The following is a 25,153-nucleotide window of genomic DNA, read 5'->3' as shown; positions in this document are numbered from 1 at the left end:
AAATAATTTTTATTTTTACTTCTTTTCCTCAAACACCACCGGAACCTCTTGCACGGGAGCTGGAGCCCCAGTGGCATTGGCGGGGTCGGTGAGGACGGCGGAAGTGGGTGCTTCCACCGCTTGGTCCAAAACAGTGGCAACATTTTCAGTGAATCCGGCCTCCATTTTGGCTTCTTCAGGGGGGAGGACGGGAGCCGCTTCAGCCACAGGCGCAGCCTCAGCCAACGCAGCCGTTGCTCGTTCCGTAGCCTTCGCCACCACAGTAGCCTGCTCCGTCTCAAAAGCGGCGGCGGCGTTGCTTTGGGCTAAGAGTTCTTCAGGATTGGTGGTCACAATTTTATCTTCGCTGAAGGAGGCGATCACTTGAATGGCCACATGCTTGAGACCGGCAAAAAAGAGCCCTTGCCCCACTCCGGAGTTCAGCAGCATATATTTTTCCCCTTCCGTGAGGTTGAAAACCTTGGCCAAAGGCTCAATGGCCGATGGAGACTGCTTCAACAAAAGCTGCATGGAGGAGTTGGTGACAATCGGTTTGCCCATCGGACTGTTGATGAAATCTTCCACATCTTGAGTGATGGTGGTCACGCCGAGGTAGTACTTTCGAGCGCGCTTCACGAGTCCAAACAAAAACTTCGCGCTGTCTTCGTGCTGCATCAAAGTCCAGGCCTCATCAATCACCAAAATGCGCTTTTTGAGGGTGGAACGAACCCGGTTCCAAATGTAATTCAAAATAATATACATGGCCACGGGCCGGAGCTCATCCTCCAAATCCCGTACAGAAAAGACCATGAGCCCGGTATCGAGGGTCACATTGGTTTCTTTATTAAAGACTCCGGCATAAGTCCCCGTCACAAACTTGGCGATCCGTTGCGCCATATCGGCGGCCCCTTCCATCGCGGAGAGCACATTGTAAAAATCCACCATTGTGGGCACAGGGTAGGGAGAAGGATCCACCATATCCATGGTGATTCCCTTGGTGGAATAGGTGTCGATGAGCGCTTTGTCCAAAAGTCCCTCTTCCTGAGCCGTGATCTTCCCCAACATCAATTTCATAAGACCCGTAAGATTAATGACACTGCTGCGCAGCAAATCTCCAGGCTTGAGCTCCTCACCCTCCATGGGGCTGGGCAAATCAAAAGGATTAATGCGGCGATCCGAGTTCAAAGAAACCGTAAGATAAGTCCCACCCACCGTGTCACACAGCGCGCGGTATTCATTCTCCGGATCAATCACAATCACATCGGTACCAAACATCAAAGATCGCAAGATTTCCAGTTTCACGGCATACGACTTTCCGGCTCCCGACTTGGCAAAAACCGTGGAGTTGGCATTTTCCAAAGAGAAACGATCAAAAATAATCAGCGATTCATTGTGACGATTGAGTCCGTACAAAATTCCATCATTGGAAGTGAGTTCGGAAGAAATGAAAGGGAAAGTGGTGGAAAGCGGTGAGGTGTTCATGTTGCGTTGCACCGCAATGTCGTCCAAACACAAAGGAATCGTGGAAGTGAAGCCTCGCTCCATCTGCAAATCGGCGCGTTTGCTGAGCACCAATTTTCCGGCAAGCAAGCTTTGCAATTCCTTGGTCGCCTTGCGGAGTTCATCCTCATTGGCGGAGTAAACCGTAAAATAAAGTCCAAATTGAAAGAATTTCTCCTGACCTCGTTGCAATTCGGTTCGAAGTTGCTCCGCATCCTCCAAAGCGGTTTCCAGTGCAGGATCGCGCACAATGCCCTTATCCGCCGCAATGCGAATGGAAGATTGAAGTTGCGCCACCTTGGTTCTCAAGGTTTTCATGATGTCTTCCGAAGAAATCGGATAAACAAACTGCGAAATATCCATGGTCACATCATAATTCACAACAGGAGAGAGCCAGTTGCTGTCGATGTAGCGCGGGTAAGTGTAAACAAAAAAGGTTTGAGAATAGAGCCCGTCGATTTTCACAAGATCATAAGCCACTTCAAATGAAGAAGGCGCAATCAAGTCCCGAATGGAGGCAATTCCTTCCTGAAAAAGCTTCTCCGCTTCAAGAATCTGTTTCTTCTCAATCAGATTTTTTTGCGCCGCCGTATTCACTTTGGCCGCCGCAGCACTGGCTTGTGGCGCCACAACCGAAGGAGTTACCGGAGGGGTAACCGAAGCAGCCGCAGGCTTTGCGGGGCTTACTGTAGCGCTTTGTACGATCGGCGTGTTGTCAGCCATGCGTGGTGGTTCTTTTTAATCTTATCATTGTATCATAAAAGCACCAGTTTTCCTAGACCTTTGAGGTGAAAATGCCTAACATGGGACCCATGGCCCTCACAATCATCTTTTTTCTCATCTACATTGCAATAGTTGTGACGATCGGCATTGTTTCAGCACGCAAAGAGAGTGAAGACGGTTTTATGATTGCGGAACGAAAGCTTGAGGGCGTACAAGTTGCTGCCACCATGAGCGCAGGTTTTTTTGATGGCGCCACTCTCTCAATTTACATTGCATTTCTTTACCTTTATGGATTTTCCGCAATCTGGCTTTTTGTGGGCATTGCGCTCGGATTTTTATTCGTAAGAAGGCTTGCACCTAAAATCAAACAAAAAGCCGACGAACTGAAGGTGTACACCATGCCGGAATATTTTTCCAAAATTCTAGGGAAGAAAAACGGCCTCATGTTTTCATTTTTCCTCGTTTTGCAATTTTTCCTGCTGCTCATCGTTAATTTAGTGATCAGCGGAAAAGTGTTATCAGCCATTTTCCCCATTCCCTATTTTCTTGCGGTCATCATCGGCGGCGCGATTGTGCTGATCTATCTTCTGCTTGCAGGATTCAAGGCAGTGGTCAGAACCGATTTTTTCCAAATGATAATCATGTTTGTCATGAGTTTATCCGTGGGCGTTTTTCTTTTTGGCAAAACCGCCATTCCTGTTTCCGAATTTAATCTCGGTACAATGGGAATCGGTAACATCATCGGCTTTTTAGTGCTTATGGGGTTTGGCATCATGGTTGCGCCGGATTTGTGGCAAAGAATTTTTGCAACAAAAGATGAACGAAATTTGAAACGGGGGCTCAGTTATGCCGCCGTTATCCTACTGATACTCGGCATCGTCATCAGCATCCTTGGACTTGCGACAAAACAGTCTTTCCCACATATCGCTCCCGAAGACGCCTTGGTGACTGGCTTTTCTCAATTGCTTCCGTTTGGACTCAAAGAGTTTGGCATGGTTTTGCTTTACGCCGTGGCACTTTCATCTTCGGATACTGTGACCTTCGTGGTTTCCTCAATCTTTACTCGCGACCTCAAGAACTATTCAAAAAAATACAGTGAGGAATCCATGAAAAAACTCACTCGCTTTTTCATCGTTTTCTTCATAGCGCTTGCGGTAGCCATCGGCATTTTCTACCAGAATATTTTGGCTCTTGGATTTTCGCTCGCAAGTTTAAATCTCGCTCTTTTCCCCGTAGTTTTTGGCTCACTCTACTGGAAACTTAAAGAAAACGCTGTTTTTTGGAGTTTGATTTTAGGATTTATGAGCATTGCAGTTTTATTCGCCACAAATCAGCTCAACCCACAAAATGCAGTCATCTCTTTGCCAGTGGTTTTCCTTTCCCTACTGATTTTCCAAAAACTGTTCAAACATAACTTCAACTAAGACGCATAAAAATAGCTACCCCGCTCCTTACGCGACTTGCCATATTTGTAAATTATGATACCATTCAAGTATGACACTCTCTAATCAACCCATTTTATCCGAAGATCCACTTGAAGAACGAAGGCACCTTCTTGCAGAAAGGGGCGGTTTCGAGAGTTCACACTCTTTGAGAGTACTCAGGGAGAGTGGCGCACCTATAAAGGTCGCATTCAATGCAGTATTTGACTATGGGGAGGAAAAATGGCGAATGCTCAGAATGGCAGGTTACACTCTTAGAGAACTGGTGGATTTTATGCGCAACGGATATTGGTTGAACCCCACAAAAGATGAGATTGGCGATCCGTACTTTCACTTAATGAGCCCATGGACTAGACTCTTTTTCTACTGTGGATTTGATGTCAGTGAGCTTAAAACGGTAGGGTTTAAGGGTAAGATTTCACCAGAAGAAGAGAGTGAATTAAAACAAAAAAGAGCCCGAATGACATGGCGTTTCCCTTGACCCTACCAAGGCTGTAAAGGCTCTATCGTGCTATCAACATAAATTTTGTAGTCCCCTGAGTGTCACAGATCCCATCCCAAATGGAGGGGTTTTTAAGCACTTTGAGTGAGTAAATGGGAAAGACCGAAAAAAAGAAAGTTCGCAAAAACACCAGTGCGCACGCACAGATTTTCATTCGATTTGTGGCTTAAACAAGCCATTTTATTTTTAAAATGGGCTCAACGGGCGCTGTTTAGGCGAACCCTGAAAACTCTAGCGCTTATCCAAAGGAGTACAACGGATAGAAACAGGATTCGAAGGAAGGCTTTCAGTAACCATCAAGTTCGCTGTGGAACACTGCAAATCGTATGTCGAGGTCAGACATCCCACAGACGCACCATCGGAGTCATCATGGCAAGGTCTTGGTGCTACCATACATCCAGCTGATTCAAGCTGGGCCAAACTGGTAAATTCTCGCCAAACATCACAGACACCCTTTTTGGAATGACTTTCCTGAGTTGAAATTTGAGTATGTGCACTCTCAGGTACCAGTGCCGGCTCAGTAGACGCAGCGGCCATTTCCTGAGAAAGATCAATAGTCGGCGTTTCTTCCACTCCATTCGTTCGAGAGGCAAAGGACAACAAAGCTGTAATAGATGCCAAGGCGGCTACAACAGCGAACCTATCTCTTTGTTTTTCAAGTCTATTCCGATCATGGCTCATTCTCTCGTGTCGTTCAGTCAAATTGGCCAACATGGAAGCACGCAATTCTATTTCCTCAGTAAGTGTAGCAAAACTTGCAGTTTCTGCCGGAAGCCTAGATAAGTAACCATATGAACCAAAAAATCGCTGAACTCCAGCTATAGCTTGTCTCAACTCCTGCCGCTCTGTTTCTGTGAAAACAGCTTGCTTAATGGCAAGTGAAACGGGGCCTTCAGTCTTCCATTTTTCCAAAAACAACTGAAACAAATCTTCCGCCTGCCTATCCAAAGCACCTTTAAACAAACTGAGGATTGAAGAGGTTCTATGCGTCAGCTCGCGACCAACTCGAAGCCCCGTTGGTTTTTCATGAATCAAAGCAATTGAACCCTCAAGCTCATTTGCAAAGGCATCATATTTTCGAGTAAAAAAGTTGGTAATATTAGCTTTCATTTCCTCAATTTGCTGAGCTTCAACATCGGCACCGTTTTCGGGGCGATAAACAGGATGTGCCAGAGAAGTAGCAGATCCAGGCTGATCCGGTAAAAACAAGCCATGAAGTAGACTCATTAACTTGTTTTTTGCCATTGAAACGCGAAGCGTATCCACTTCATTTAAAGCACGCTCGTCAACCTCCATTCTTGCATGATCCATGTGATCGGAACCCATAGATTTTAGAATATAGAAATAAATACACCGGACAAAATCAAGTCCAAATAATAAACAAAAAGCACGAGATGTCAAGTCCTTATAGTCCACCTTCCAAAGAGCTGTGATAAACTACGCGCGATTCCTTTTTAAATTTCTATGGCTAAAAAGAAAATTGAAGAAAACCTAAACCCCGAGGACGAAGACCCCAAAGAGCAGCCCGAAGAATCCGAAGAAGTGGAAAGTGAAGAAGATGCTAAAGAAACGGCGGCACATTTGGCGGCGGAACCCGAGCCTTCCACTGAGCTTTTTGCGCAAGGAAAAATCACGGCTCGCAATGTGGTGGATGAAATGGAGGAAAGCTACCTGGATTACGCCATGAGCGTCATTGTTTCTCGTGCGCTTCCCGATGTTCGAGACGGTATGAAACCGGTGCACCGCCGTATTTTGTTTGCGATGCAAGAAATCGGATTACGGTCCAGTGCCGGATTCCGAAAATCAGCCGCTGTGGTGGGAGAAGTTTTGGCCAAATACCATCCTCATGGAGATCAAGCGGTTTACGATTCCATGGTCCGTATGGCCCAAGATTTTTCACTGCGCTATCCATTGATTCGAGGTCAGGGAAACTTTGGATCCATCGACGGAGACAATGCCGCGGCCATGCGTTACACCGAGTCCAAGATGGAGAAGATTTCAGATGAAATGTTGGCCGACATCGAAAAAGAGACCGTGGACTTTATTCCAAACTACGATGGACGACACAGTGAACCCCGCGTGCTCCCGACTCGAATTCCTCAATTGCTGCTCAACGGAACCATGGGTATTGCCGTGGGTATGGCCACCAATATTCCTCCTCACAACCTCACGGAAGTGATGGAAGCCCTCATTGCGCTCGCTAAAAATCCAGAAATCGACATCGACGGGCTCATGGAATTCATCAAAGGACCCGACTTCCCCACCGGAGCCACGGCTTACGGCCGCGAAGCAATCAAAGAAATGTACACCACCGGTCGCGGCGGAATCACCGTTCGCGCAAAAGCTGAAATTCAAGAGGAGAAAAATGGCCGTCATCGCATCATCGTGACCGAAATCCCCTATCAAATCAACAAGGCCACCTTGGTTGAAAAAATAGCCGAATTGGTGACCGATAAAAAGATCGTGGGTATTTCCGACCTTCGGGATGAATCCAATCGAGAGGGAATGAGAATCGTCATCGAACTCAAAAAGGATTCCTACCCAAGCAAAATCCTCAATCAGCTCTACAAGTACACAACCATGCAGTCGAATTTCAATATGAATATGATTGCCTTGGTGGATGGACTCCTCCCTCGTCTACTCAATCTAAAGGAAGTGCTGGAATACTTCATCAAGCACCGCAAGGAAGTCATCACGAGACGAACCGTTTACGAACTCAAAATCGCCAAAGCCCGCGCTCACATTCTGGAAGGTCTCAAAATCGCGCTCGACAATATTGATGCCGTCATCGACACCATTCGTAAGAGTGAAACCAAAGAAGAAGCGCACGACGCCCTCATGAAGAAATTCAATTTGAGCGATCTCCAATCTCAAGCCATTTTGGAAATGCGTCTCCAAACGCTCGCCGGACTGGAACGCAGCAAAATTGAAGACGAACTCAAGGAGAAAATGGCCCTCATCGAAGAACTGGAAGGCATTTTGGCCGACACCAAGAAAGTGGAGAAGATTATGGTCAAAGAGTTCGAGGAAATCAAAGAAGCTTACGGCGACGCACGGCGTACAGAGATTGTGCCCCATGCTTTGGGCGATTTCTCTGTAAAAGACACCATCCCCAACGAGGAAATGGTGGTCACGCTCACCAAGGAAAATTATGTAAAACGCGTTCCCCCCACCGCTTTCCGCCGCCAAGAACGCGGAGGTCAGGGCAAAGTGGCCATGAGCACCAAAGAAGAAGATGAAATCGAAATCATGCGTTTTGCCAAGAATCACGATAAATTGCTTTTCTTCACAAATACCGGTCGCGTATTCCAACTCCCCGTGTACGAATTGCCTCAGGCCAGCCGACAGGCCAAAGGGATTCCTCTCATCAACCTAATCCAACTCACCAAAGAAGAGTTCGTAACGGCCATGCTCGTGGTGACCAACGAAGAATTCGGGGGTGACTATCTCTTTATGGCGACCAAAAAAGGAACCGTTAAGAAAACAGCCGTCGCTGAGTTTAAGGCAGTACGAAAATCCGGACTCATTGCCATCAAACTGCGAGAAGATGATTCCCTCTCTTGGGTGAAACAAACCAGCACGGGGGATCACATCATGATTGTGACTTACGAAGGAAAATGCATTCAATTCGATCAAGAAGATGTAAGACCAATGGGTCGAGCTTCCATGGGAGTTCGCGGAATCAAACTGCGCGCCGAAGATGAAGTGGTGGAAATGGATACCGTAAAATCCGCCAATGCCGATCTCTTTGTGGTGATGGAAAACGGACTTGGAAAACGCACTCCAATCGAGGAGTACCGCTTCCAAACGCGTGGAGGAAGTGGAGTGAAAACCGCAAACCTCACCAGTAAGACCGGAAAACTCGTGGGAGCCAAGGTTTTGGAACCCGAGACCGTGGGCGACATCATGATTGTTTCCAAAAAAGGCGTGATGATTCGAACCAATTTGGACAGCGTCCCCAGCCGAGGCCGTGCCACACAAGGGGTTTACCTAATGCGTGTGAAGGGGGATGATAAAGTTGCCTCCATGTCTTTCATTGCTCAAAGCGAGATCCCGGAAAATCAGGGAGACGCAGAGGAAGTGGAAACAGAGGAACAAGCCACGCTTATCTCATAAACCGCCATTTATGAAAAACCTCCTCTCCTGGACGAAATCAGGTCTAACCCTGCTCGTCCTCTCGCTTTCTGTGCTGATCCTTTTCCCCATTCATCCGGCGCTTGCCGTGAGTGGAGATTTGGTGATTTCAGAAGCCAGCGTGTGGTTTGGCAATTCCTATTTTTTTGAAGGAGTTCCCACCCGTATTTGGGCCTCGGTACAAAATGCCAGCCCCAATGATCTGTTGGGAACCGTTCGTTTCACGAGCAAAGATGGCATCATTGGAAGCGATCAACCCATTTCCGCCCTTGCCGGAAAAACCGATGAGGTTTTTGTGGATTGGATTCCTCCCAGTTACGGGGACTACACGGTCACGGTCACGGTGATTCCATGGGATGGCACTTCCGACAACCCCGGCAACAACACCATTCAAAAGACAGTCACCGTTCAACAAGACACCGATCACGATGGAATCCCCAATGCCACCGATCCCGATAAAGACGGAGATGGCGTAAACAATGAAGAAGATGCCTTCCCAATCAGTTCCTCGGAGTCCAAAGACACGGATGGGGACGGCCAGGGCAACAACAAGGATACCGATGACGACAATGACGGGACTCCCGATCTACAAGATCAAATGCCGGAAGATTCCAGGTACACCAAAGACCAAGACGGGGACGGCCTTCCTGATGAAACCGATGAAGACCTAGATGGAGATGGCGTGCTCAACAATCAAGAGCCCAATCAAAATACGAATCCAGTCAATCCAGATACAGATGGCGATGGTAAAAATGACGGAGAAGATCCCTTCCCCACGGATGCAAGCGAATGGTTTGATGCCGATGGTGACGGCACGGGAGACAACACGGACTCAGATATTGATGGAGATGAAATGAGCAACGAAGAAGATCCAGACCCCTCCGACCCCTCCCCAATCGCGCAAGTGAATCAATCCGTGATCATTGCCAGTTTGGGAGAAGAAATCAACTTTGACGCCTCTGCTTCACAAGATGATGGACAGATAGTGAAATTCGTATGGCAATTTGGCGAAGAACAAGTGGAAGGGGCTCAAGTAACACGAAGTTTCGACACCACCGGTTTACAAATTGCAACGCTCACGGTCACCGATGATAAAGGCCAATCTGATTCCATGGAAATACGCGTACGAGTTTTTGATTACGGTTTCCTTGTTAAGGCTTTGGGATTCAGCTTATTCCTCGTTTTGCTTGCGTTCTATATCATCTATCGCTATAATCGGCGGGCTTTATCAGCCAAGAGCAGAAGCAAACCTGTTAAAACTAAGAAAAAACCATGAAAACAGACATTCACCCTCAGTACTTCCCAGGAGCCACCGTCAAGTGCGCAAACTGTGGGCACGATTTCAATATTGGATCCACCAAAGAAGGAATCCGCGTGGAAATCTGCAGCCAGTGTCACCCTTTTTACACCGGTAAGAAGGTGCTCATCGACACCGAAGGTCGCGTAGATAAATTCCGTCAAAAAATGGCAGGTGCTTCAACCGTAGCTCGCGATAAAAAAGTACGAAAGAAGAAAACTTTGGAAGATAAGGTGAATGAAGAGCTTTCCGCTCAAATCTTGAAAGAGAAGGCTAAGGAAGAAAAAGCCAAGGAAGCGAAAGAAGCAAAAAAAGCGGCCTCTGCTGAAGTCTCCCTCGAAGCGTAAATTGTTATGGCTTTTGAATTCACTCTGGAGCAGAAGTCCGGCGAGTGCCAAGCTCGTTTGGGTGTTTTGAGTACACCGCACGGAGCCATTCAAACCCCTGTTTTCATGCCGGTGGGCACCAAAGCCACGGTGAAGTCTTTGGATACCAAAGATTTGGAGAATTTGGGAAGTGAAATCATTTTGGCCAACACCTACCATCTGGCCATGCGCCCGGGTTCCGAGCTCGTCAAAAAGATGGGCGGCCTCCACAAGTGGATGAATTGGAACAAGCCGATCCTCACCGATTCGGGAGGCTTTCAGGTCTTTTCTTTGCGGGACAGCAGCAAAATCACGGATGACGGCGTGGAATTCCAGTCCCATTTGGACGGAACCAAACATTTCTTTTCTCCGGAACGGGCCATTCAAATTCAAGAAGAACTGGGCGCCGACATCATCATGGCTTTTGACGAATGTGCGCCGGGCACCGCTACCGAAGCCTACGCCCGCACAGCCATGGAACGCACTCATGCTTGGGCAGTGCGCTGTTTGGCGGCCAAAACCCGTGAGGATCAAGCCCTTTTTCCCATTGTGCAGGGGAGTCATTATAAAAACTTACGGGAGGAGTCCGCAAAATTCATCGCCAATCTGGGTACGCCTGGTATCGCCATCGGCGGTGTGAGCGTGGGAGAGAGCTTTGAACAAAAATTTAGTGCAATAGACTGGGCCATCCCTCACCTGCCAGAGAACAAGCCCCGTTACCTTATGGGCGTGGGTACACCGGATGATATCTTGGAAGCCGTGAGCCGTGGAATCGATATGTTTGACTGTGTGCTCGCCACCCGGCTCGCCCGCCACGGAGCTTTTTGGGATTTCACCGGCCGACACAGCATTTTTAACGAAAAATACAAGTTTGAGGAAAGCCCACTCTGCCCGGAAATACCGTGCCACGCCAGCCAAGAATTTTCCAAAAGCTACCTCCGCCATCTGATGGTGGAGAATGAACTCTTGGGCATGCGTCTGCTCTCTATGCACAACATTGCATTTCTGTTTCACCTTATGAAACAAATTCGCTATCATATCGCTGCAGGAGACTTTTTACACTTTAAAAAAAGCTTCCTCGCCTCTTTCCTCTCCACCCATGATCCGTTACCTGAAGGGACAAGTCTTTGATCACGATGAACGAACAATTATTTTGCTCGTAAATGGCGTGGGCTACCACATTTGGGTGCCCAAAAGCGTTTTGGACGAAGGAAAAGATGAAGTCGAACTCTTCATCCACAGCCACATTCGTGAAGACGCCTTCACCCTTTATGGATTTCGAACAAAAAATGAGCTCAGCTTTTTTGAATTACTACTAACCATAAACGGAATCGGCCCCAAAAGTGCCATGGATATTTGTTGCGAACCCGTGGAAAAAATCCAAAACGCCATCTTCAGCGGCAATCTGGCCGCCCTCACCGGCATCCCGGGCATCGGAAAAAAGATCGCGGAACGCATGGTGCTGGAACTCAAAGGCAAAATTACTCCCACCGATTTAAACGCCGCCGTGAACAGCACTCCAAGCACCGAAGTCCATCCCGATGTGATCTCCGCCCTCGAAAACCTGGGCTACAAGCGCCACCACATCCAAAAAGTCCTCTCCGAAATCAAAGAGGACCTCGATACCGAGGCCCTCATTCGTGTCTTTTTACAGAGGGCTTAGCCCACCTATTAGAGTAAGCATAAAGTTTACGAACTCAGCCCTCACCTCTTTCACCTCTTGATCCAACAGATGTTGTTTTCTATCGAAGTGAAAAGTCGAAAGTGTCCGCATAGTTCCATTATTGCCTTTCGAAAAGGCCACGATTGGAAGATCCGTGCGAACAGCCAGTATCCGCTTACAAACCTCAAAGCCACGGATGTTTCCAGGATTCATCGATCCGGATTGAAGCTCTTGATAACCATGACTACTCAAAGTGTGATCCACCAATGCCAAAACTATCTGAGGCTGTATCACAACCTCCAAAGCTTCTTTCAAAGTTTCCGGAGCCAAGAAGAACCACGGCGAGGGTAGCACCGGGCTTAAAAGTTCAGCTACTCCATCACGAAACCTCGGCTCATCATCAATCAAAAGAACACCTTTACTAAGTTCCATTTTTAGTGGTTAGGACGAATCATAACATTTCACAAGGAATATGGGAAGTAATATCTCTATCTTCTCACACCAGAACTGAACTAAAATGGTGGAGTAAAATCAATACAATCATGTCAAAACTCATCACCCATCTCACCAATCTTCAGTACCTCATCAGCTTCACGGGGACCTACGGGTTCATGCTGCTCGGCCCACGGAAGAATGTTTTCTTCACGGATTTTCGTTATCGCGGCTTTGCGGAAGCCCTGGAAAAATCCAAAACCAGGATTCCCTTCCAGTTCATAGAGCTGAATAAAGACTTTGAAAAAACTCTCAAAAAACTGGCCGGTAAAACCCTGGAATTTGAAGCCAATCATCTCACGGTGCAAGAGCTGCAAAACTGGAAAAAACGCCTCAAAGGAGTGAAGTTTACCCCCATCAAAACTCCCATCGAAACGCTCCGTCTCATCAAAAACAAGGAGGAAATTAAAAACCTCAAAAAGTCGCAAGAGATAAACGAGGAAACACTTAAGCGAATAATAAAGTTATTCAAAAATGGTGTGACGGAACAAGAACTCGCCTGGCGCATCAAAACCATTGGCCATGATCTGGGCGCAGACGACATTTCCTTTGAACCCATCATTGCCTTTGGGCCCAACAGCGCCACCCCTCATCATCAAAACACCAACAAGAAACTCAAAATGGGCGACATGGTGCTGGTGGATATGGGAATGAAGTACAAGGGTTACTGCAGCGACATGACTCGAACATTTTTCACCAAAACGCCCACGCTTGAGCAGGAAACCGTTTATTTTAAGGTGCTCGACGCGCAAATGGAGGCCATCAAGGCTCTAAAAGCCGGCGTGAAATGCGCCGATCTCGACAAAATCGCCCGCACATCCATGGGCTCCGACGCGGAATTTTTCGGCCACTCCCTAGGCCACGGCATTGGCCTAGATGTGCACGAATCCCCCGGCCTCAGCTCCCGCAGCAAAGACATCCTAAAGGAGAATGAGATCGTCACCGTGGAACCCGGCATCTACCTCCCCGGCCGCTTCGGCGTCCGCATCGAAGACATGGGAAGAGTTACCAAAACAGGATATGAGAACTTCACCAAGTTCGAAAAGTTAGCTGGATGGCAATGATAATTGCAAAGCCGCTAAACGCTCTGCATCAAAAGGAGCGGTCACGGTCTGCTCACCTGGGAAGGAAACGACAAGATTCATAAATGTCCGGGGACTAACAGAAGGAGCACCCTCTTCTCCTGTATCGGTCACTTGCAAAACTTTGAGGTTTACGATCGCCAAAGTTCGTGGCAATCCCTCTTCCACTGCAGGCCCAAAACAAGCGACCAAACGACTCAAGTCCTCAGCAGACGCACCACTAGTGTCGACAGTCAGAAGATCTTTAGTTTCAATCCCCATAAGAAAAATTTAAAAGATTTAAACAGCAACGAGCTGGAACTTATCAACTTTATTCAATCGTGTCAATAGGGACACGGGGTGGCTCAAGACAGTAAAATGTAGTGATATCCTGCGAAGTCCATCGCGATAAGCCTTCCCTTTTTATACAATTGGCTTAGAATGAGCGGGTCTTTTAAGTTTTTACTTTATGTGTGGAATCTTTGCCTATCTCGGACCATCGGAAAAAGCGGCGGAAATTGTGCTGAAGGGTTTGAAGAAGCTGGAATACCGCGGGTATGACTCGTGGGGGATTGCGGCGCAGCAAGCGGACGGGGAATTTGAGATTGAAAAGCATGTGGGAAAGATTTCGGAGGTGATTCATTTGGGTGAATCGATGAGTGGACCCACGCACATGGCCATGGGGCATTCCCGTTGGGCCACGCACGGAGGGGTGACGCAGTACAACGCACATCCGCACACCACGGAAAATCAGGATATTGTGATCATTCACAACGGAATTTTTGAAAACTATTTGGAACTCAAGGAAAAGTTGATCGCCGAGGGGCATCAGTTCCGGTCGGAAACGGACAGTGAGGTGTTTGCACACCTCATCGAACAGGGTATGGACGAAGGTTTTGAAGCGGCGTTCAGACGGGCGAGCAAACAAGTCACCGGGCGCTACGCCGTGGTGGCCATGCATATAAAAGAAAAGAAAGTCATTGCGGCTCGCCGCGGCTCGCCGCTCATCATCGGCAAGGCCGCAGACGGCGCCCTGTTTTTGGCTTCCGATGTGCCCGCCTTCCTGGAATACACCAAGGAAATCATGTATCTGGACGACAATCAGATGGTGATTTTGGCGGACGAACAAGCCCGTTTCTTCGACCTCAGCAACTTCCAACCCATCGAAAAGCGCCTGATCTCCATCGATTGGGAAGAAGAAGAGGCCGAAAAGGGCGACTACCCCCACTTCATGATCAAAGAAATCATGGAGCAAAAGGAAACCCTCACCCGCGCCATCAATTCCAACGAAGAGACCCTGCTCAAAGTAGCGGCGGCTATAAAGAATGCGTACGGAACCTACATCGTGGGCTGTGGAACCGCCGGAAAAGTGGCCATGACCGCGGAGTATTTGTTTGCCAATGTGGCCAAAAAACATATCAATACGAAATTTGGTTCGGAGTTTAAAAGCGTCAAACACTTCCTGACGGATCGCTCCCTAGTGATTGCTATTTCACAATCCGGAGAAACGGCGGACACGCTGGAAGCCTTGGAGCTGGCACGAGCAAAAGGAGCCACCATTGTGGCCATTGTAAATGTGGAAACTTCCACCATGGCTCGCCTGGCGGACATTGTTTTGCCGCTTAAAGCCGGGCCGGAAAAAGCCGTGGCCTCCACCAAAGCCACCACCTCCCAACTCGCCATCCTCACCCTTTTGGCCTACGCTACCGCCGGCCGCCTCGACGAAGGAAAAACCATGCTGATTGAAGCCGCCGGGAAATTGAATGATATGCTCAACCCCAGGTACGAGGAACACATCGAAGCCCTGGCCGATCAAATTAAAACCGCCGCCGATATCATGGTGATTGGCCGTGATGTGAACTACCCCATCGCACTGGAAACCGCCATCAAACTGCAGGAAGTTTCCTATATTCACGCGGAGGGTTTTGCCGGAGGCGAGCTGAAGCACGGGCCCATTGCCCTGATTTCAGAAGGGACTCCCTGCATCGTCTTTGCGTCCGACGATGAATACCGCCAAGAGATTCTGTCCAACGCCATGGAGCTCAAAGCCCGCGGCGCCTTCCTGATTGGAGTCTCACCTCAAAACGCCGAGCTTTTCGACGCCTGGATCAAGGTGCCCAGTGCCGGCGCCGCCGCGCCCATCATGAACCTCATCCCCATTCAGATTTTGTCCTACAAGTTGGCCGTGGCGCGCCAAAACAATCCGGACATGCCGCGCAATCTGGCAAAATCCGTAACGGTGAAATAAGCAGCCCTCAAGATTTATTCCGCCATGCACGCCACCGTCCACGAACTCTGTCCGGGACCGGCATAGGCTTCTTCCAAGTTCATCCCCAAAGGATAATACTGTGGATCTTCTTCAGTGAGATCAATAATAAACAAGCGAGAAAAACTCACCGAACCTCCTTGATTGCAGGAAGTGCTCACCAGAAGATGCTCGTCGTCTCCACAAAACGAAGGATAGTTGAAACTGGTTCCCCGGCAGTCCCCCAAAGCGGGATCCGTATCCTTGAGAACGGAGGGTTTTTGATCCGCCACAAAGAGCTCCATGTCCCCAAAAAGACCATCTTCATACAAGCGGCTCAAAAGACCTCCGGCGGAAACATTGTCACAAACCGTGAGGAAACTCAATGCTCCAAAAGTACAATGACCTGATCGAGATTCATAAAACACCGTTTCTTCCGTCTCCATATTGTAAACCGCTCCTTCCCCCTCTCCGGCACTGGTGTCATGAAAAACCACAAGGCTGCCATCCGAAGAAAAATCAGGGTCCTGTTGATTCGCAACACCCGTGAGCTCAGCAGCACCGCTCAAAGACCGTCCATCTGCACTCAAAGTGGCTTGCATGATTTTTTTTGTTTGATTAGCCACATACAGCAAGACATCCCCATCCGGACTCACTTCCGGCCAAGTGGCCCCGGCCAATAAAACCCCGGTCTCACCACTCTCAAGGTCCACAAAGCCCATATCCTTTTCCCTGGCCGTTTTAAAAATGCTGTAGTAAGCCATTGCTCCATTGGGCGCCAAGGCCGGGTACGATTCACTCACCGGGGTATCCGTAATCTGACGAACCGAGAAAACCTCCCCGGAGTCCAAATCAATCTCCGCCTCAAAAAGATCACATTTATCGTCCGCTCCATGATCCGCGCACCCTTCCCCATTCGCCAAATCTCCCGCAAAAACAATCCGAGCCAAAAAGGGCTCTGTAGCAGAAGGCGGTTCTTCAACAGAAGAGACCTCTTCAACAACGGGCTGCCCCTCCAAAGAGGAAGTCCCTCCATTCACCTCCAAATCCGGCGTCGCACACGCACCCAAAAAGACGCAAGCACTCAAAAGCATAAATTGAGGAGAAAAGTGAGCCATAAGGAGGGGGGGATGAAGGACCTCAATACTACACCCACAAGTCCTTTCCAACAAGAATCCATTCCGAAACATAAACTTGACTCTAGCAAGCCCTTCGCACATAATGAGGATGATAAACGAATTACCCCTGAAAGATGAAGCCTCGTAATATGATTTCGGCAGCAATAGTTATGGGCGCGATTTCCGCCTGTACTCCGGAACAAGCGTCTCCTTTTGCGACCAGTGGAGGGGGTGATACTGAATGCAGTTTGGGGGACCTTAGCAGCCATATCCCGGTGGTAGATCTCATCGAAGATACCTTGGGAAGCGACATTCAAGAAAAGGATGGCAGCACCGTAGAGTTTGGGCGTCAAATCCAAATTGCCTCCCTGAACTCCTCCGTATTGGCAAATTTACCGGAAGGTACCACTGCACAAATATGCAATGAAGATGCGTACTGCACTCCTACCTTCCCTGCGGGAGATTTAGACTTAACCAGAGGAGGCCACTTTGTCCCTTTTTCCGGCAATATTCAGATTAGATTTCAACAAGAAGGCTCCTCCTGCGTCGCCTACACAGGTTTTTCAGATTCACAAGAGGAACCTATTTTAGACCCGGATCGTTTTCAAACCAATGAAGGAGGTGCCCCAGAAGCCGCCAGCGATACCATTAAAACCGGAGTTATTTTTACCCAACCTCTCAGCCTTCCCGACGCAACAATATTCACCGTCAATGAATTCAACTCAAACACCGGAGGCTTTGAAACAACGGGATTAATAGAAATGAAAGGAAGGCCAAGTATGAATAAACTCGTATTGGATCAAGAGTGGGAAAACGCTTGCTTCATACTACCGGACGAGAATGGAATGGCATGCATTCCTCTCAATGGAGATGAAAACGCCATGGTAACGACCCTGTTTACACTTCCCCCAGAACTGAAAATTCACCATGAAATAGCTATTCGATTTCAAGAAAATTCTAAATCGTTTTTAGTTGTGGCCGCCGGTGCCGAAGTAACAGAAAGAGAAGATGATATTCCCTTAGAGGACGGCGGAATCATTACCGTAAGCTGCCAAGAAGATGGAGTCTGTGAAGAAGCCGTTGTGGTTCTCAGTGGAGCGAACAGCGGACTTCCCGAAAGCAATTTTAATGCAGACGGAGCCCTTAAAGTAAGGTACAACAACTCAGTCGCAGTCTCCGAAGAAGGTGACGTGGCTTGCGCCACTTATATCTTTCCACAGGAAGAGGGTGGAACAAGTGCCATTGCCTGCGTCAACCTGGATGGAACCAGTATAAGCTCTATGTTCTTGGAGAGTGTCTATCGCGCACATGACGGACATTTCAGAAAGGTCGGTGGAGACTCACTCCCAGGAATATACGATTCAGCGGGATACGAAGAAGGAGACGGTTGCGACAACGGCTGGGTCACAGCCAACATTCAAACAGGAGCGGAAACGATGGAGACAACTGGATTAGCCCCCTACTCAGACTGTGACCATCCATCGGGGAATTCCGTGTTGGCTACCGACACGGAAGGAAGACCGTTCTCACTCACAACGGCTCAAGAGGGAGGCCATTACCTCGACGCATTGGATCCGAATGGAAGTGCCTCATTGTTGTTTGAACGAATGACCCTACTTGTAGATCAACAAGAGTCAATGGATGTGGGTGCGACCGGCTTTTACTTACTTGAAGCTCCGTCTGACTTGGATGGGTACTTCACTTTTGGAGAGGATGTGGCTGCAGTTGGCGTAGTTGCAGCAGCAGAATCATAATTCAATCATAGAGCGACCCTTGTAAGCTGGGCTTTTTTGTGGTAAAATGAAAAGATTTAAAAAATAAAAACCCACGCTATGGCAAACTTCGTCCCTCAACCCAAATTGTTTAAGGATTATTTACGGTTGAGACCCCTCTTGATTGCGGGGTTTGCGCTCCTTGTGGGAGCATGGATGCAAGTGCCGGGCGCGGATGCCGCCACCTACACCGTGACCAACACGGATGATGCAGGTGCGGGATCGTTCCGTCAGGCCATTACGGATGCCAATGGAAGTGTGGGTGCCGACACCATTGACTTCACCGTGACCGGAACCGTGACCTTGGCCAGTTTATTGCCTACCATCACGGAAGACCTCACCATCAGTGGACAAACCGCTCCCAACTTCACCATCGACGCTTCCGGCTTCACCACTTGTCTCGACTTCACCGATGGAGGTGCCCTCAACACTGTTTCAGTAAAGGGAATCACTTGTATTGGAGGAAGCACTCAAGGAATTTACTTCTCCTCTGTGACCTCAATCACCGTGGGAGGAACCGGTGCGGGAGAAGGCGTGACCGTTCATGATGCAGGGGTTGGTCTCAACATCAGCGCCTCCGGCGGAAACATTGTGAACTCTTCTTTTTACTCCAACACTTCAACAGGAATTCGTGTGACCAACTCCACGGCGCTCAACATTGGAAACGCCGCCTCTTCCGGACTCAACAAAATCTACTCCAACGGAGCGGACGGAATCCAAGTATTGGGAGCCTCCAGTGGAATCGTCATTAATTACAATTACATTGGAACTGCCACCGGAACCACCGCAGCCGGGAACACCGGAGACGGAATTGAAATTGGAGGAACCTCCACCACGCTGACCATCAAAAACAACACCATCGTGAGCAACACGGTTTACGGTATCAATGTGGGCACGGGTTCCAGCGTCATCCAAACCAACGACATCGGACTCGGAACCGATGACAGTGACCTCGGGAATGGAAGCCACGGAATGTATGTCACCTCTTCCAGCAACACCATTGGAGGCGCCACCAGCGACAAAAGAAATGTGATTTCAGGTAACACACAAGCAGGAATTTTGGTGGATGGAGCGGTCCTCACGGCAAACACCAATCTCATTCAAATGAATGTCATCGGGCTCAATTCCGCAGGGACTGCAGCCTTGGCCAACGGAGGAACCGGGGTGACCATCACGGGACCCAACGCCACGGGAAATGATATTTTTGACAACAAAATTTCCGGGAATACTAATTATGGAGTTTATGTTTGGGACAGCGCAGACAGCACCGAAGTTCATGGGAACACCATTGGACTCAACAGTGCGGGGACCGCCATTCTAGGAAATGGATCCATTGGAGTTTATATTAAAGATTCCGACACCTGTGAGATTGGAGATTCCGCCGTTCCCAGCACACGAAACATCATCAGCGGAAATGCGGAGGGAATTCAAATAGACAATGGCAGTGGAACCATCATTGCCGGAAACATCATTGGTAAGATGGCGGATGAAACTACTGATGCCATGAATACCACGGGAAACGCCATTGAGCTCGGGGCATCCACGGTGAACACCACCATTGGAGGCACCGTGGACGACGCCATCAACATCATTAAAGCAGTGGACGGACAATCCGGAGTTTTGCTGGTGGCCACCGCCTCAAACGGGAACAGCATTCGAAGAAACACCTTTAAGTCCGGATCTTATACTTATATCACCCGAAGCGGAACTTCCAATGACAGCATTGCGATTCCCGTGATCACCACCGCCAACGAAACAACTGTTTCCGGAACCTCAGGCGCCAGTGCGACCATCGATATTTATATGGATGGAGTGTGGAACACCTCCACCACCGCAGATGGAGCGGGAGCTTGGACCATTGCAGGAACCTATTCCGGAACCACCATCGACGCCACTCAAACCAACGCAGGGGGGAGCACCAGTGCCTTCGATACAGAAACGATTGATCAAACTCCAGCCACCCCCACTCTCAGTTATGATGCAAATGGGATTGGAGATATTTCTCGCATCACCGTCACAGGAACAGACTCCACCGCCAGTATTTTCGTAGATGGGGCGGACAGCGGACAAGATACGGATGGGGCCGGAGCAGGCTTTGTGGATGTGAACACGGTAGTGGGAAGCAATTCCTTCAGCATCACCATTGTGGACAGCGCGGCCCAGGTCTCCACCGCAGCGGTAGCCAGTATCTATAAAGAAGGATCGTCCTCTCCAGATGAAGAGGAAACCCCTCCTGCAGAAGAAACCGTACCTGAGGAAGAGACCACACCCGAAGAGGAAGTCGAACCAACTACTCCCCCATTGATTGAAACCGAAACAGAAGGGGAAGAAGAAAGCATGGCCGGAGAAGAGGAAGAAGGAGAAGCCGTTGTTGAAGAAGAAACCGGTGAATCCACAAGTTCGGAAGACAGCACCAGCGGTTCTTCTTCCAGCGACAGTTCTTCTTCCAGCGGTAGCTCATCTTCCAGCAGCTCATCTTCCAGCAGCAGCACCAGCACAAGTACGAAGCCCATCAAAGAGGATGCTACCGTACGAAGTTTCTTCAGTGGAATCTATGAATTCGTGGAACCGATCACCATTAAAAGCATTCGAGACGGTCTCCCTGAAAAACCTGTTCGAGAAGGGAAGTACAACTTCAAGCTTTTTGAAACCAAGTTCTTTGGAAACAAAAATCCTCAAGGTGTTCCTCAAATCCTCATCAATCTCTTTATTAAAGACAAGGTGCTCAACGGCACCCGAGATACGGATGGAGATGGAACCCTCGACTGGGAGGAGCTCATCGGTGGAGGAAATATTTATGAAGAGGATACCGATGGAGATGGAATCAGCGATACTCTCGAACTGTTTGAGACAGGAACCGATCCTGAATCCTCCGACAGTGATGGAGATGGAATCAGCGATACCGTAGATGAGACCCCCCTCGCCTACACCGCACAGGAAGTAGATCCACAAATCCTCATCGACTACATTGAAGACGAAGAAATCACGGATTCTCTGGGGTCCATCGATTCCGACGAAGACGGTCTATCAGACTTGCATGAACTCACTATTGATGCCGATCCTCAAGATGAAGACAGTGATGGCGACGGGCTCAGTGATGGAGATGAAGTGCTCCACTATGGAACAGACCCCCTTGTCACCACCCCCGCCTCCGCCGCTGAAATGCTCAATGTGGTGAATGTGAAGGATGGAGATACTGTGGAGGAAGGCCAAGTGCTGTTCATCGGTCACGCCGCCGCAGAAGAAGAAACCGTTCAAGCCTACGAAGTGGATGCTGAGAACGAATTGGTTCTCATTGGAGAAACAAAGTCCGATGAAGAAGGTCGTTTCGTCCTCTTAAGCTCAAGCGAACTTGCCGAAGGAGAACACACCGTGATCCTCACCACCGGTAAAAATCTGAACTCTGTAAACGGACTCTCACGATCATTGGCCCTCAATGTGGTCAGTTATGTGAAGAAACCTCAATACATCAGTTTGGGATTACAAGATGGATCGGTAGTGAATGAACGCCGTCCTTCCCTTGCACTAAAAGCAGCAGACGATTACATGATCATGATTGCATGGCAAAGCACAATATACAGCCAAACCTTGATTGCCGATGCCGCGGAACAAACCGTGTACGCAAGACCGGTGGAAAACCTGGAACTTGGAGAGCACACGGCCACATGGTACGCTATGGACCTGGAAACCGGCGCCAAGAGTAGCCCCACACAAATCAAGTTCACGGTGACCAACACCGCCTTCATCAGTGGAGAAACCACTTCTCCTTGGGTGATTGCATTGGGAACTCTCGCGGTGCTCGCCAGCTTGGCCGGACTCGGGCTCTTCTACCACAACCGTAAACTTAAGAACTGATGCGAAAGACCAAAATCCTTGCGACTCTAGGGCCTGCAACGGAAGAAAAACTAGAAATTAAAGCACTCATTGAGGCGGGCATGAATATGGCTCGCCTCAATTTTTCACACGGCTCTTACGACCAATTTAAAAAGATCGTGAAAAACATCCACGCCGCCGAAAAAGAGAGTGGTCAAAAAATAGAAATCATGCAAGATTTACAGGGGCCAAAAATCCGCCTGGGAGACCTCCCCCCGGAGGGCATTAAGGTGAAAAAAGGCCAAGTCCTGAATTTTTGCACTAAAGGAAAACAAGAAAACTGCATTCCCCTCCCCTATCCTCCCTTGGCGGAAGTGGTGGAAGAAGGCGACCATTTATTGATTGAGGACGGCTTGATTCGAACAAAAATTGTATCCAAAGAAAAGGGCTTCGTGAAAGCCAAAGTTTTAATCGGAGGGGTTTTAAAGTCGCACAAAGGGGTCAATATTCCGGACTCTCGACTCCCCGCCTCCGAAGCGCTGAATCAAAAGGATCAAAAGGACCTTGAGTTTGGGGTGAAAACACTAAAAGTCGATTGCGTGGCCGTTTCTTTTGTGGAGAAGGCGGAGGACATTGAACGAGTGCGAAAAGCTTTGCTTGAGCTCGGGGCGAAGCAAGTGAAAATCATTGCAAAAATCGAACGCCCTCGAGCGCTCAAGAAAATAAAAGAAATCATTGAGGCCTCCGATTGGATCATGGTGGCGCGAGGAGATCTTGGCATTGAAATTGAAGCGGAACGAGTTCCTGTGGAACAGAAAAAGATCATCGCCCTCTGCCGAAAAGCCAAAAAACCGGTGATCATCGCCACTCAAGTTTTGCAGTCCATGATCAAAAGCCCGCTAGCCACGCGAGCGGAAGTGAGCGACGCCGCCAACGCCATCTTTGATGGAGCCAACGCCGTGATGCTCTCCAATGAAACCGCCGTGGGTTCCTATCCCACAGAAGCGGTGGCAACCCTGGCGCGCATCGCGGAGATTTGCGAAAAAGCACTGAAAGAAGATCACGAACTCTTTTCTTCTTGAGTGCATCGGGTAGACTGAGGCCATGCGCATTCTTGGAATAGACCCCGGCCTCGCCACCACCGGTTTTGCCGTTTTAGAAATGAATGCAAAAAAAGAGAAAAAGCTCCTCACCGTGGGAGTCTTGCGTACGGCCGCGAAGCGGCCTCTGGGGGAAAGACTCAAAGAAATCCATACGGATATAAGTGAAATTATCCGTGACTACAAGCCAAGCATCTGCTCCATTGAACAAATTTTTTTCTCAAAGAATGTTACGACGGGAATTCAAGTTTCCCACGCCCGCGGCGTGATCATTTTGGCATTGGAAGAAGCCGGGCTCATGGTGCACGAAATCAGTCCAAGCGCCATGAAGCGCGCCCTCACGGGTGATGGGCGCGCGGATAAAAAAGCCATTCAAAAAATGGTCATGCTGGAACTCAATCTCAAACAAGTGCCCAAACCTGACGACGCTGCCGATGCTCTAAGCCTTGCCCTAACCCTTGCCGCTACGATAAGATGACCCCATGAAAAACAGCGCCACTCAAATTGGACTCATCGCCCTTTCCTCATTCCTTTTTCTGACGCTCGCTCTCCTCTTTGTGAGTTTTGCAAAACCTCTGCTCCAGGCTAATCTTTTAGAAGAATCCCTCCAAATCCCGGCCGCAGACCTCCCCCTCAATTATGAAACGCGCCTTTCCAAAGGCGACCAACTTTTTGAAAACGGCTATTATAAGCTGGCGGCAGCGGAATACTCCATAGCCATCAGCTTGGAAGAAAGCGAAGAGGAAGCATATTCCAAACTCGGAGGAGCGTATCTCAAAATGGGGGCCTATGCCGACGCGCTGGGAAGCTTTAAAAGAGCTTACGAACTCAGACCCAGCGATGAAACGCGCGTAGCGGTGGCCGTGGGACTCATGCGAGTGAAAGACTTTGCTGCGGCAAAATCACTATTGGAGGAAGGCAATGTCGAAGATCAGGCCACTGTATTTTATTTGGGACTCATCGAAATGGCCTTTGGAAACTTTGAAGAAGCCGAAAGGAAAATCGAAAAAGCCGCGGATTTGAGTGGGAACTTGGCCAATGGGCTCATCCAACCCTTTCAAAGTGCTTTCTTAACATACAAAGAGCAGCAAGGCGCTCAGCTCATCACCTTAAAAGCTCTGCTCACCAAAGCATTGATTGATGCGGACGAATATCCTTTGGCGGAAGACTTGGGCCTCCAAATTTTGAACGAAAAAAACGATTACCGGGATGTATGGATACTCCTGGGCTATGCCGAACTGAAAATGGAGAAATTTATGGAAGCGGAAGACGCCTTCAAACAAGCTAAAAAGTTGGACGCCGTAAAACCGGAGACGCATTACTTCTTGGGACTGGCTCATTTTGAACAAGAAGAATACGAGGAAGCCGTGGATGCATTTGAGTTGGCGTTGCTCTATGACTTCGAACCTGAGGGTGAGGCATATCGCAAATTGGCGGAGAGCCAAAATAAACTCGGCCGCTACGAAGATGCGCTGGCCGCATACGAATACCTCACCAAAATCGATGCCGGTGACTTTACGCTGTTTGAAGAAGCCCTCCGTTTATCCATGGAAGAACTGGGGGATCTCGACCGAGCGCTGACCTTGGCAAAAGAGGGAGTCAGCAGCTTTCCGCAAAATGCAGAGGCCTATGCCGCCTTGGCGGCCGTGCACTTGAGCCGAGGAGAACTGGAAGAAGCAAACGAAGCCATCGACTCCGCCTTTGATCTAGATCCCAACCTGGCCATTGCCCATTACACCGCAGGGCTGCTGCGTTTAGCCCAAAACAACAAGGATGGAGCACAATGGGAATTCAAAAAAGCCTACGAATTGGCCAATCCCGGGGACGCGCTCAGCATTGAAGCCGCGAAGCAATACAACGCCTTAAACCTTAGCGAGCAAGAAAATCCATGATGCTCCCTTCTCTTTTCCTGTGTTTTATCTTGGGTCTGATTTTAGGAAGCTTTTT

General features: G+C 48.9%; 16 protein-coding genes and 4 pseudogenes. 15 read left to right on the top strand and 5 right to left on the bottom strand.

What is annotated here, in order from left to right; genetic code table 25:
• Positions 1 to 15 precede the first annotated feature (15 nt).
• Positions 16 to 2,202, bottom strand: a complete 2,187-nt coding sequence (locus WC777_05070; protein ID MFA6024549.1) for a DUF87 domain-containing protein — start codon at positions 2,200 to 2,202, stop codon at positions 16 to 18.
• 89 nt (positions 2,203 to 2,291) lie between these two features.
• Here WC777_05070 and WC777_05065 point away from each other — a divergent pair, with 89 nt between their 5' ends.
• The gene (locus WC777_05065; protein ID MFA6024548.1) at positions 2,292 to 3,626 is read left to right on the top strand and encodes a sodium:solute symporter family protein; all 1,335 of its coding nucleotides are present in this window, start codon (positions 2,292 to 2,294) and stop codon (positions 3,624 to 3,626) included.
• 70 nt (positions 3,627 to 3,696) lie between these two features.
• The gene (locus WC777_05060; protein MFA6024547.1) at positions 3,697 to 4,167 is read left to right on the top strand and encodes a hypothetical protein; all 471 of its coding nucleotides are present in this window, start codon (positions 3,697 to 3,699) and stop codon (positions 4,165 to 4,167) included.
• Between the two features lie 210 nt (positions 4,168 to 4,377).
• Here WC777_05060 and WC777_05055 read toward each other — a convergent pair whose 3' ends face one another.
• On the bottom strand, positions 4,378 to 5,472 hold the full coding sequence (locus WC777_05055; GenBank protein ID MFA6024546.1) for a hypothetical protein: 1,095 nt from the start codon (positions 5,470 to 5,472) through the stop codon (positions 4,378 to 4,380).
• A gap of 138 nt (positions 5,473 to 5,610) precedes the next feature.
• On the opposite strand from WC777_05055, the gene gyrA reads away from it, so the two are divergent.
• The 6 genes and pseudogenes from gyrA (at position 5,611) to ruvA (ending at position 11,605) form a co-directional block, all read left to right on the top strand.
• Positions 5,611 to 8,262, top strand: coding sequence for a DNA gyrase subunit A (gene gyrA, locus WC777_05050; protein ID MFA6024545.1), 2,652 nt, complete (start codon positions 5,611 to 5,613; stop codon positions 8,260 to 8,262).
• Positions 8,156 to 9,394 (top strand): annotated as a pseudogene (locus WC777_05045) (PKD domain-containing protein). The gene gyrA and the pseudogene WC777_05045 overlap by 107 nt, the downstream one beginning before the upstream one ends.
• Before the next feature lie 158 nt (positions 9,395 to 9,552).
• Positions 9,553 to 9,696 (top strand): annotated as a pseudogene (gene rpmE, locus WC777_05040) (50S ribosomal protein L31).
• 48 nt (positions 9,697 to 9,744) lie between these two features.
• A complete protein-coding gene (locus WC777_05035) occupies positions 9,745 to 9,924 on the top strand; it encodes a hypothetical protein (protein MFA6024544.1) in 180 nt (59 codons plus the stop codon).
• Between the two features lie 6 nt (positions 9,925 to 9,930).
• A pseudogene (gene tgt / locus WC777_05030) lies at positions 9,931 to 11,016 on the top strand (tRNA guanosine(34) transglycosylase Tgt).
• 25 nt (positions 11,017 to 11,041) lie between these two features.
• Complete coding sequence (ruvA, locus tag WC777_05025) at positions 11,042 to 11,605, top strand: Holliday junction branch migration protein RuvA (protein ID MFA6024543.1); 564 nt, start codon at positions 11,042 to 11,044, stop codon at positions 11,603 to 11,605.
• Here ruvA and WC777_05020 read toward each other — a convergent pair.
• Positions 11,591 to 12,037 carry a hypothetical protein gene (locus tag WC777_05020; GenBank protein MFA6024542.1) on the bottom strand — a complete coding sequence of 149 codons (447 nt, stop codon included), beginning with the start codon at positions 12,035 to 12,037 and terminating at the stop codon, positions 11,591 to 11,593. The two genes, ruvA and WC777_05020, sit on opposite strands and share 15 nt — an antisense overlap.
• Positions 12,038 to 12,147: 110 nt before the next feature.
• Here WC777_05020 and WC777_05015 point away from each other — a divergent pair, with 110 nt between their 5' ends.
• Positions 12,148 to 13,164 (top strand): aminopeptidase P family protein, encoded by a 1,017-nt coding sequence (locus tag WC777_05015; protein ID MFA6024541.1) that lies wholly within the window; start codon positions 12,148 to 12,150, stop codon positions 13,162 to 13,164.
• On the opposite strand, the gene WC777_05010 is transcribed toward WC777_05015, so the two are convergent.
• A complete protein-coding gene (locus WC777_05010) occupies positions 13,144 to 13,440 on the bottom strand; it encodes a hypothetical protein (protein ID MFA6024540.1) in 297 nt (98 codons plus the stop codon). The two genes, WC777_05015 and WC777_05010, sit on opposite strands and share 21 nt — an antisense overlap.
• A gap of 187 nt (positions 13,441 to 13,627) precedes the next feature.
• Between WC777_05010 and glmS the strand changes: the two genes are divergently transcribed.
• Positions 13,628 to 15,406: a glutamine--fructose-6-phosphate transaminase (isomerizing) gene (gene glmS / locus WC777_05005; protein ID MFA6024539.1), complete on the top strand. Its 1,779-nt coding sequence runs from the start codon at positions 13,628 to 13,630 to the stop codon at positions 15,404 to 15,406.
• A 14-nt stretch (positions 15,407 to 15,420) separates the two neighbouring features.
• On the opposite strand, the gene WC777_05000 is transcribed toward glmS, so the two are convergent.
• Positions 15,421 to 16,521, bottom strand: a complete 1,101-nt coding sequence (locus WC777_05000; GenBank protein ID MFA6024538.1) for a hypothetical protein — start codon at positions 16,519 to 16,521, stop codon at positions 15,421 to 15,423.
• 134 nt (positions 16,522 to 16,655) lie between these two features.
• Between WC777_05000 and WC777_04995 the strand changes: the two genes are divergently transcribed.
• The 5 genes and pseudogenes from WC777_04995 (at position 16,656) to WC777_04975 (ending at position 25,143) form a co-directional block, all read left to right on the top strand.
• The gene (locus WC777_04995) at positions 16,656 to 18,275 is read left to right on the top strand and encodes a hypothetical protein (protein ID MFA6024537.1); all 1,620 of its coding nucleotides are present in this window, start codon (positions 16,656 to 16,658) and stop codon (positions 18,273 to 18,275) included.
• A gap of 78 nt (positions 18,276 to 18,353) precedes the next feature.
• Positions 18,354 to 22,178, top strand: a complete 3,825-nt coding sequence (locus tag WC777_04990; GenBank protein MFA6024536.1) for a right-handed parallel beta-helix repeat-containing protein — start codon at positions 18,354 to 18,356, stop codon at positions 22,176 to 22,178.
• Positions 22,148 to 23,110: pseudogene (pyk, locus tag WC777_04985) on the top strand (pyruvate kinase). The gene WC777_04990 and the pseudogene pyk overlap by 31 nt, the downstream one beginning before the upstream one ends.
• A 100-nt stretch (positions 23,111 to 23,210) precedes the next feature.
• Positions 23,211 to 23,795, top strand: coding sequence for a crossover junction endodeoxyribonuclease RuvC (gene ruvC, locus WC777_04980; protein MFA6024535.1), 585 nt, complete (start codon positions 23,211 to 23,213; stop codon positions 23,793 to 23,795).
• Positions 23,689 to 25,143 (top strand): tetratricopeptide repeat protein, encoded by a 1,455-nt coding sequence (locus tag WC777_04975; protein ID MFA6024534.1) that lies wholly within the window; start codon positions 23,689 to 23,691, stop codon positions 25,141 to 25,143. Before ruvC ends, WC777_04975 begins: the two co-directional genes overlap by 107 nt.
• The last annotated feature ends 10 nt before the right edge of the window (positions 25,144 to 25,153 follow it).

The organism is Candidatus Gracilibacteria bacterium, from assembly GCA_041661045.1.
GTDB lineage: Bacteria > Patescibacteriota > Gracilibacteria > UBA1369 > 2-02-FULL-48-14 > 2-02-FULL-48-14.
This window is presented reverse-complemented; position numbering and strand designations above follow the sequence as displayed.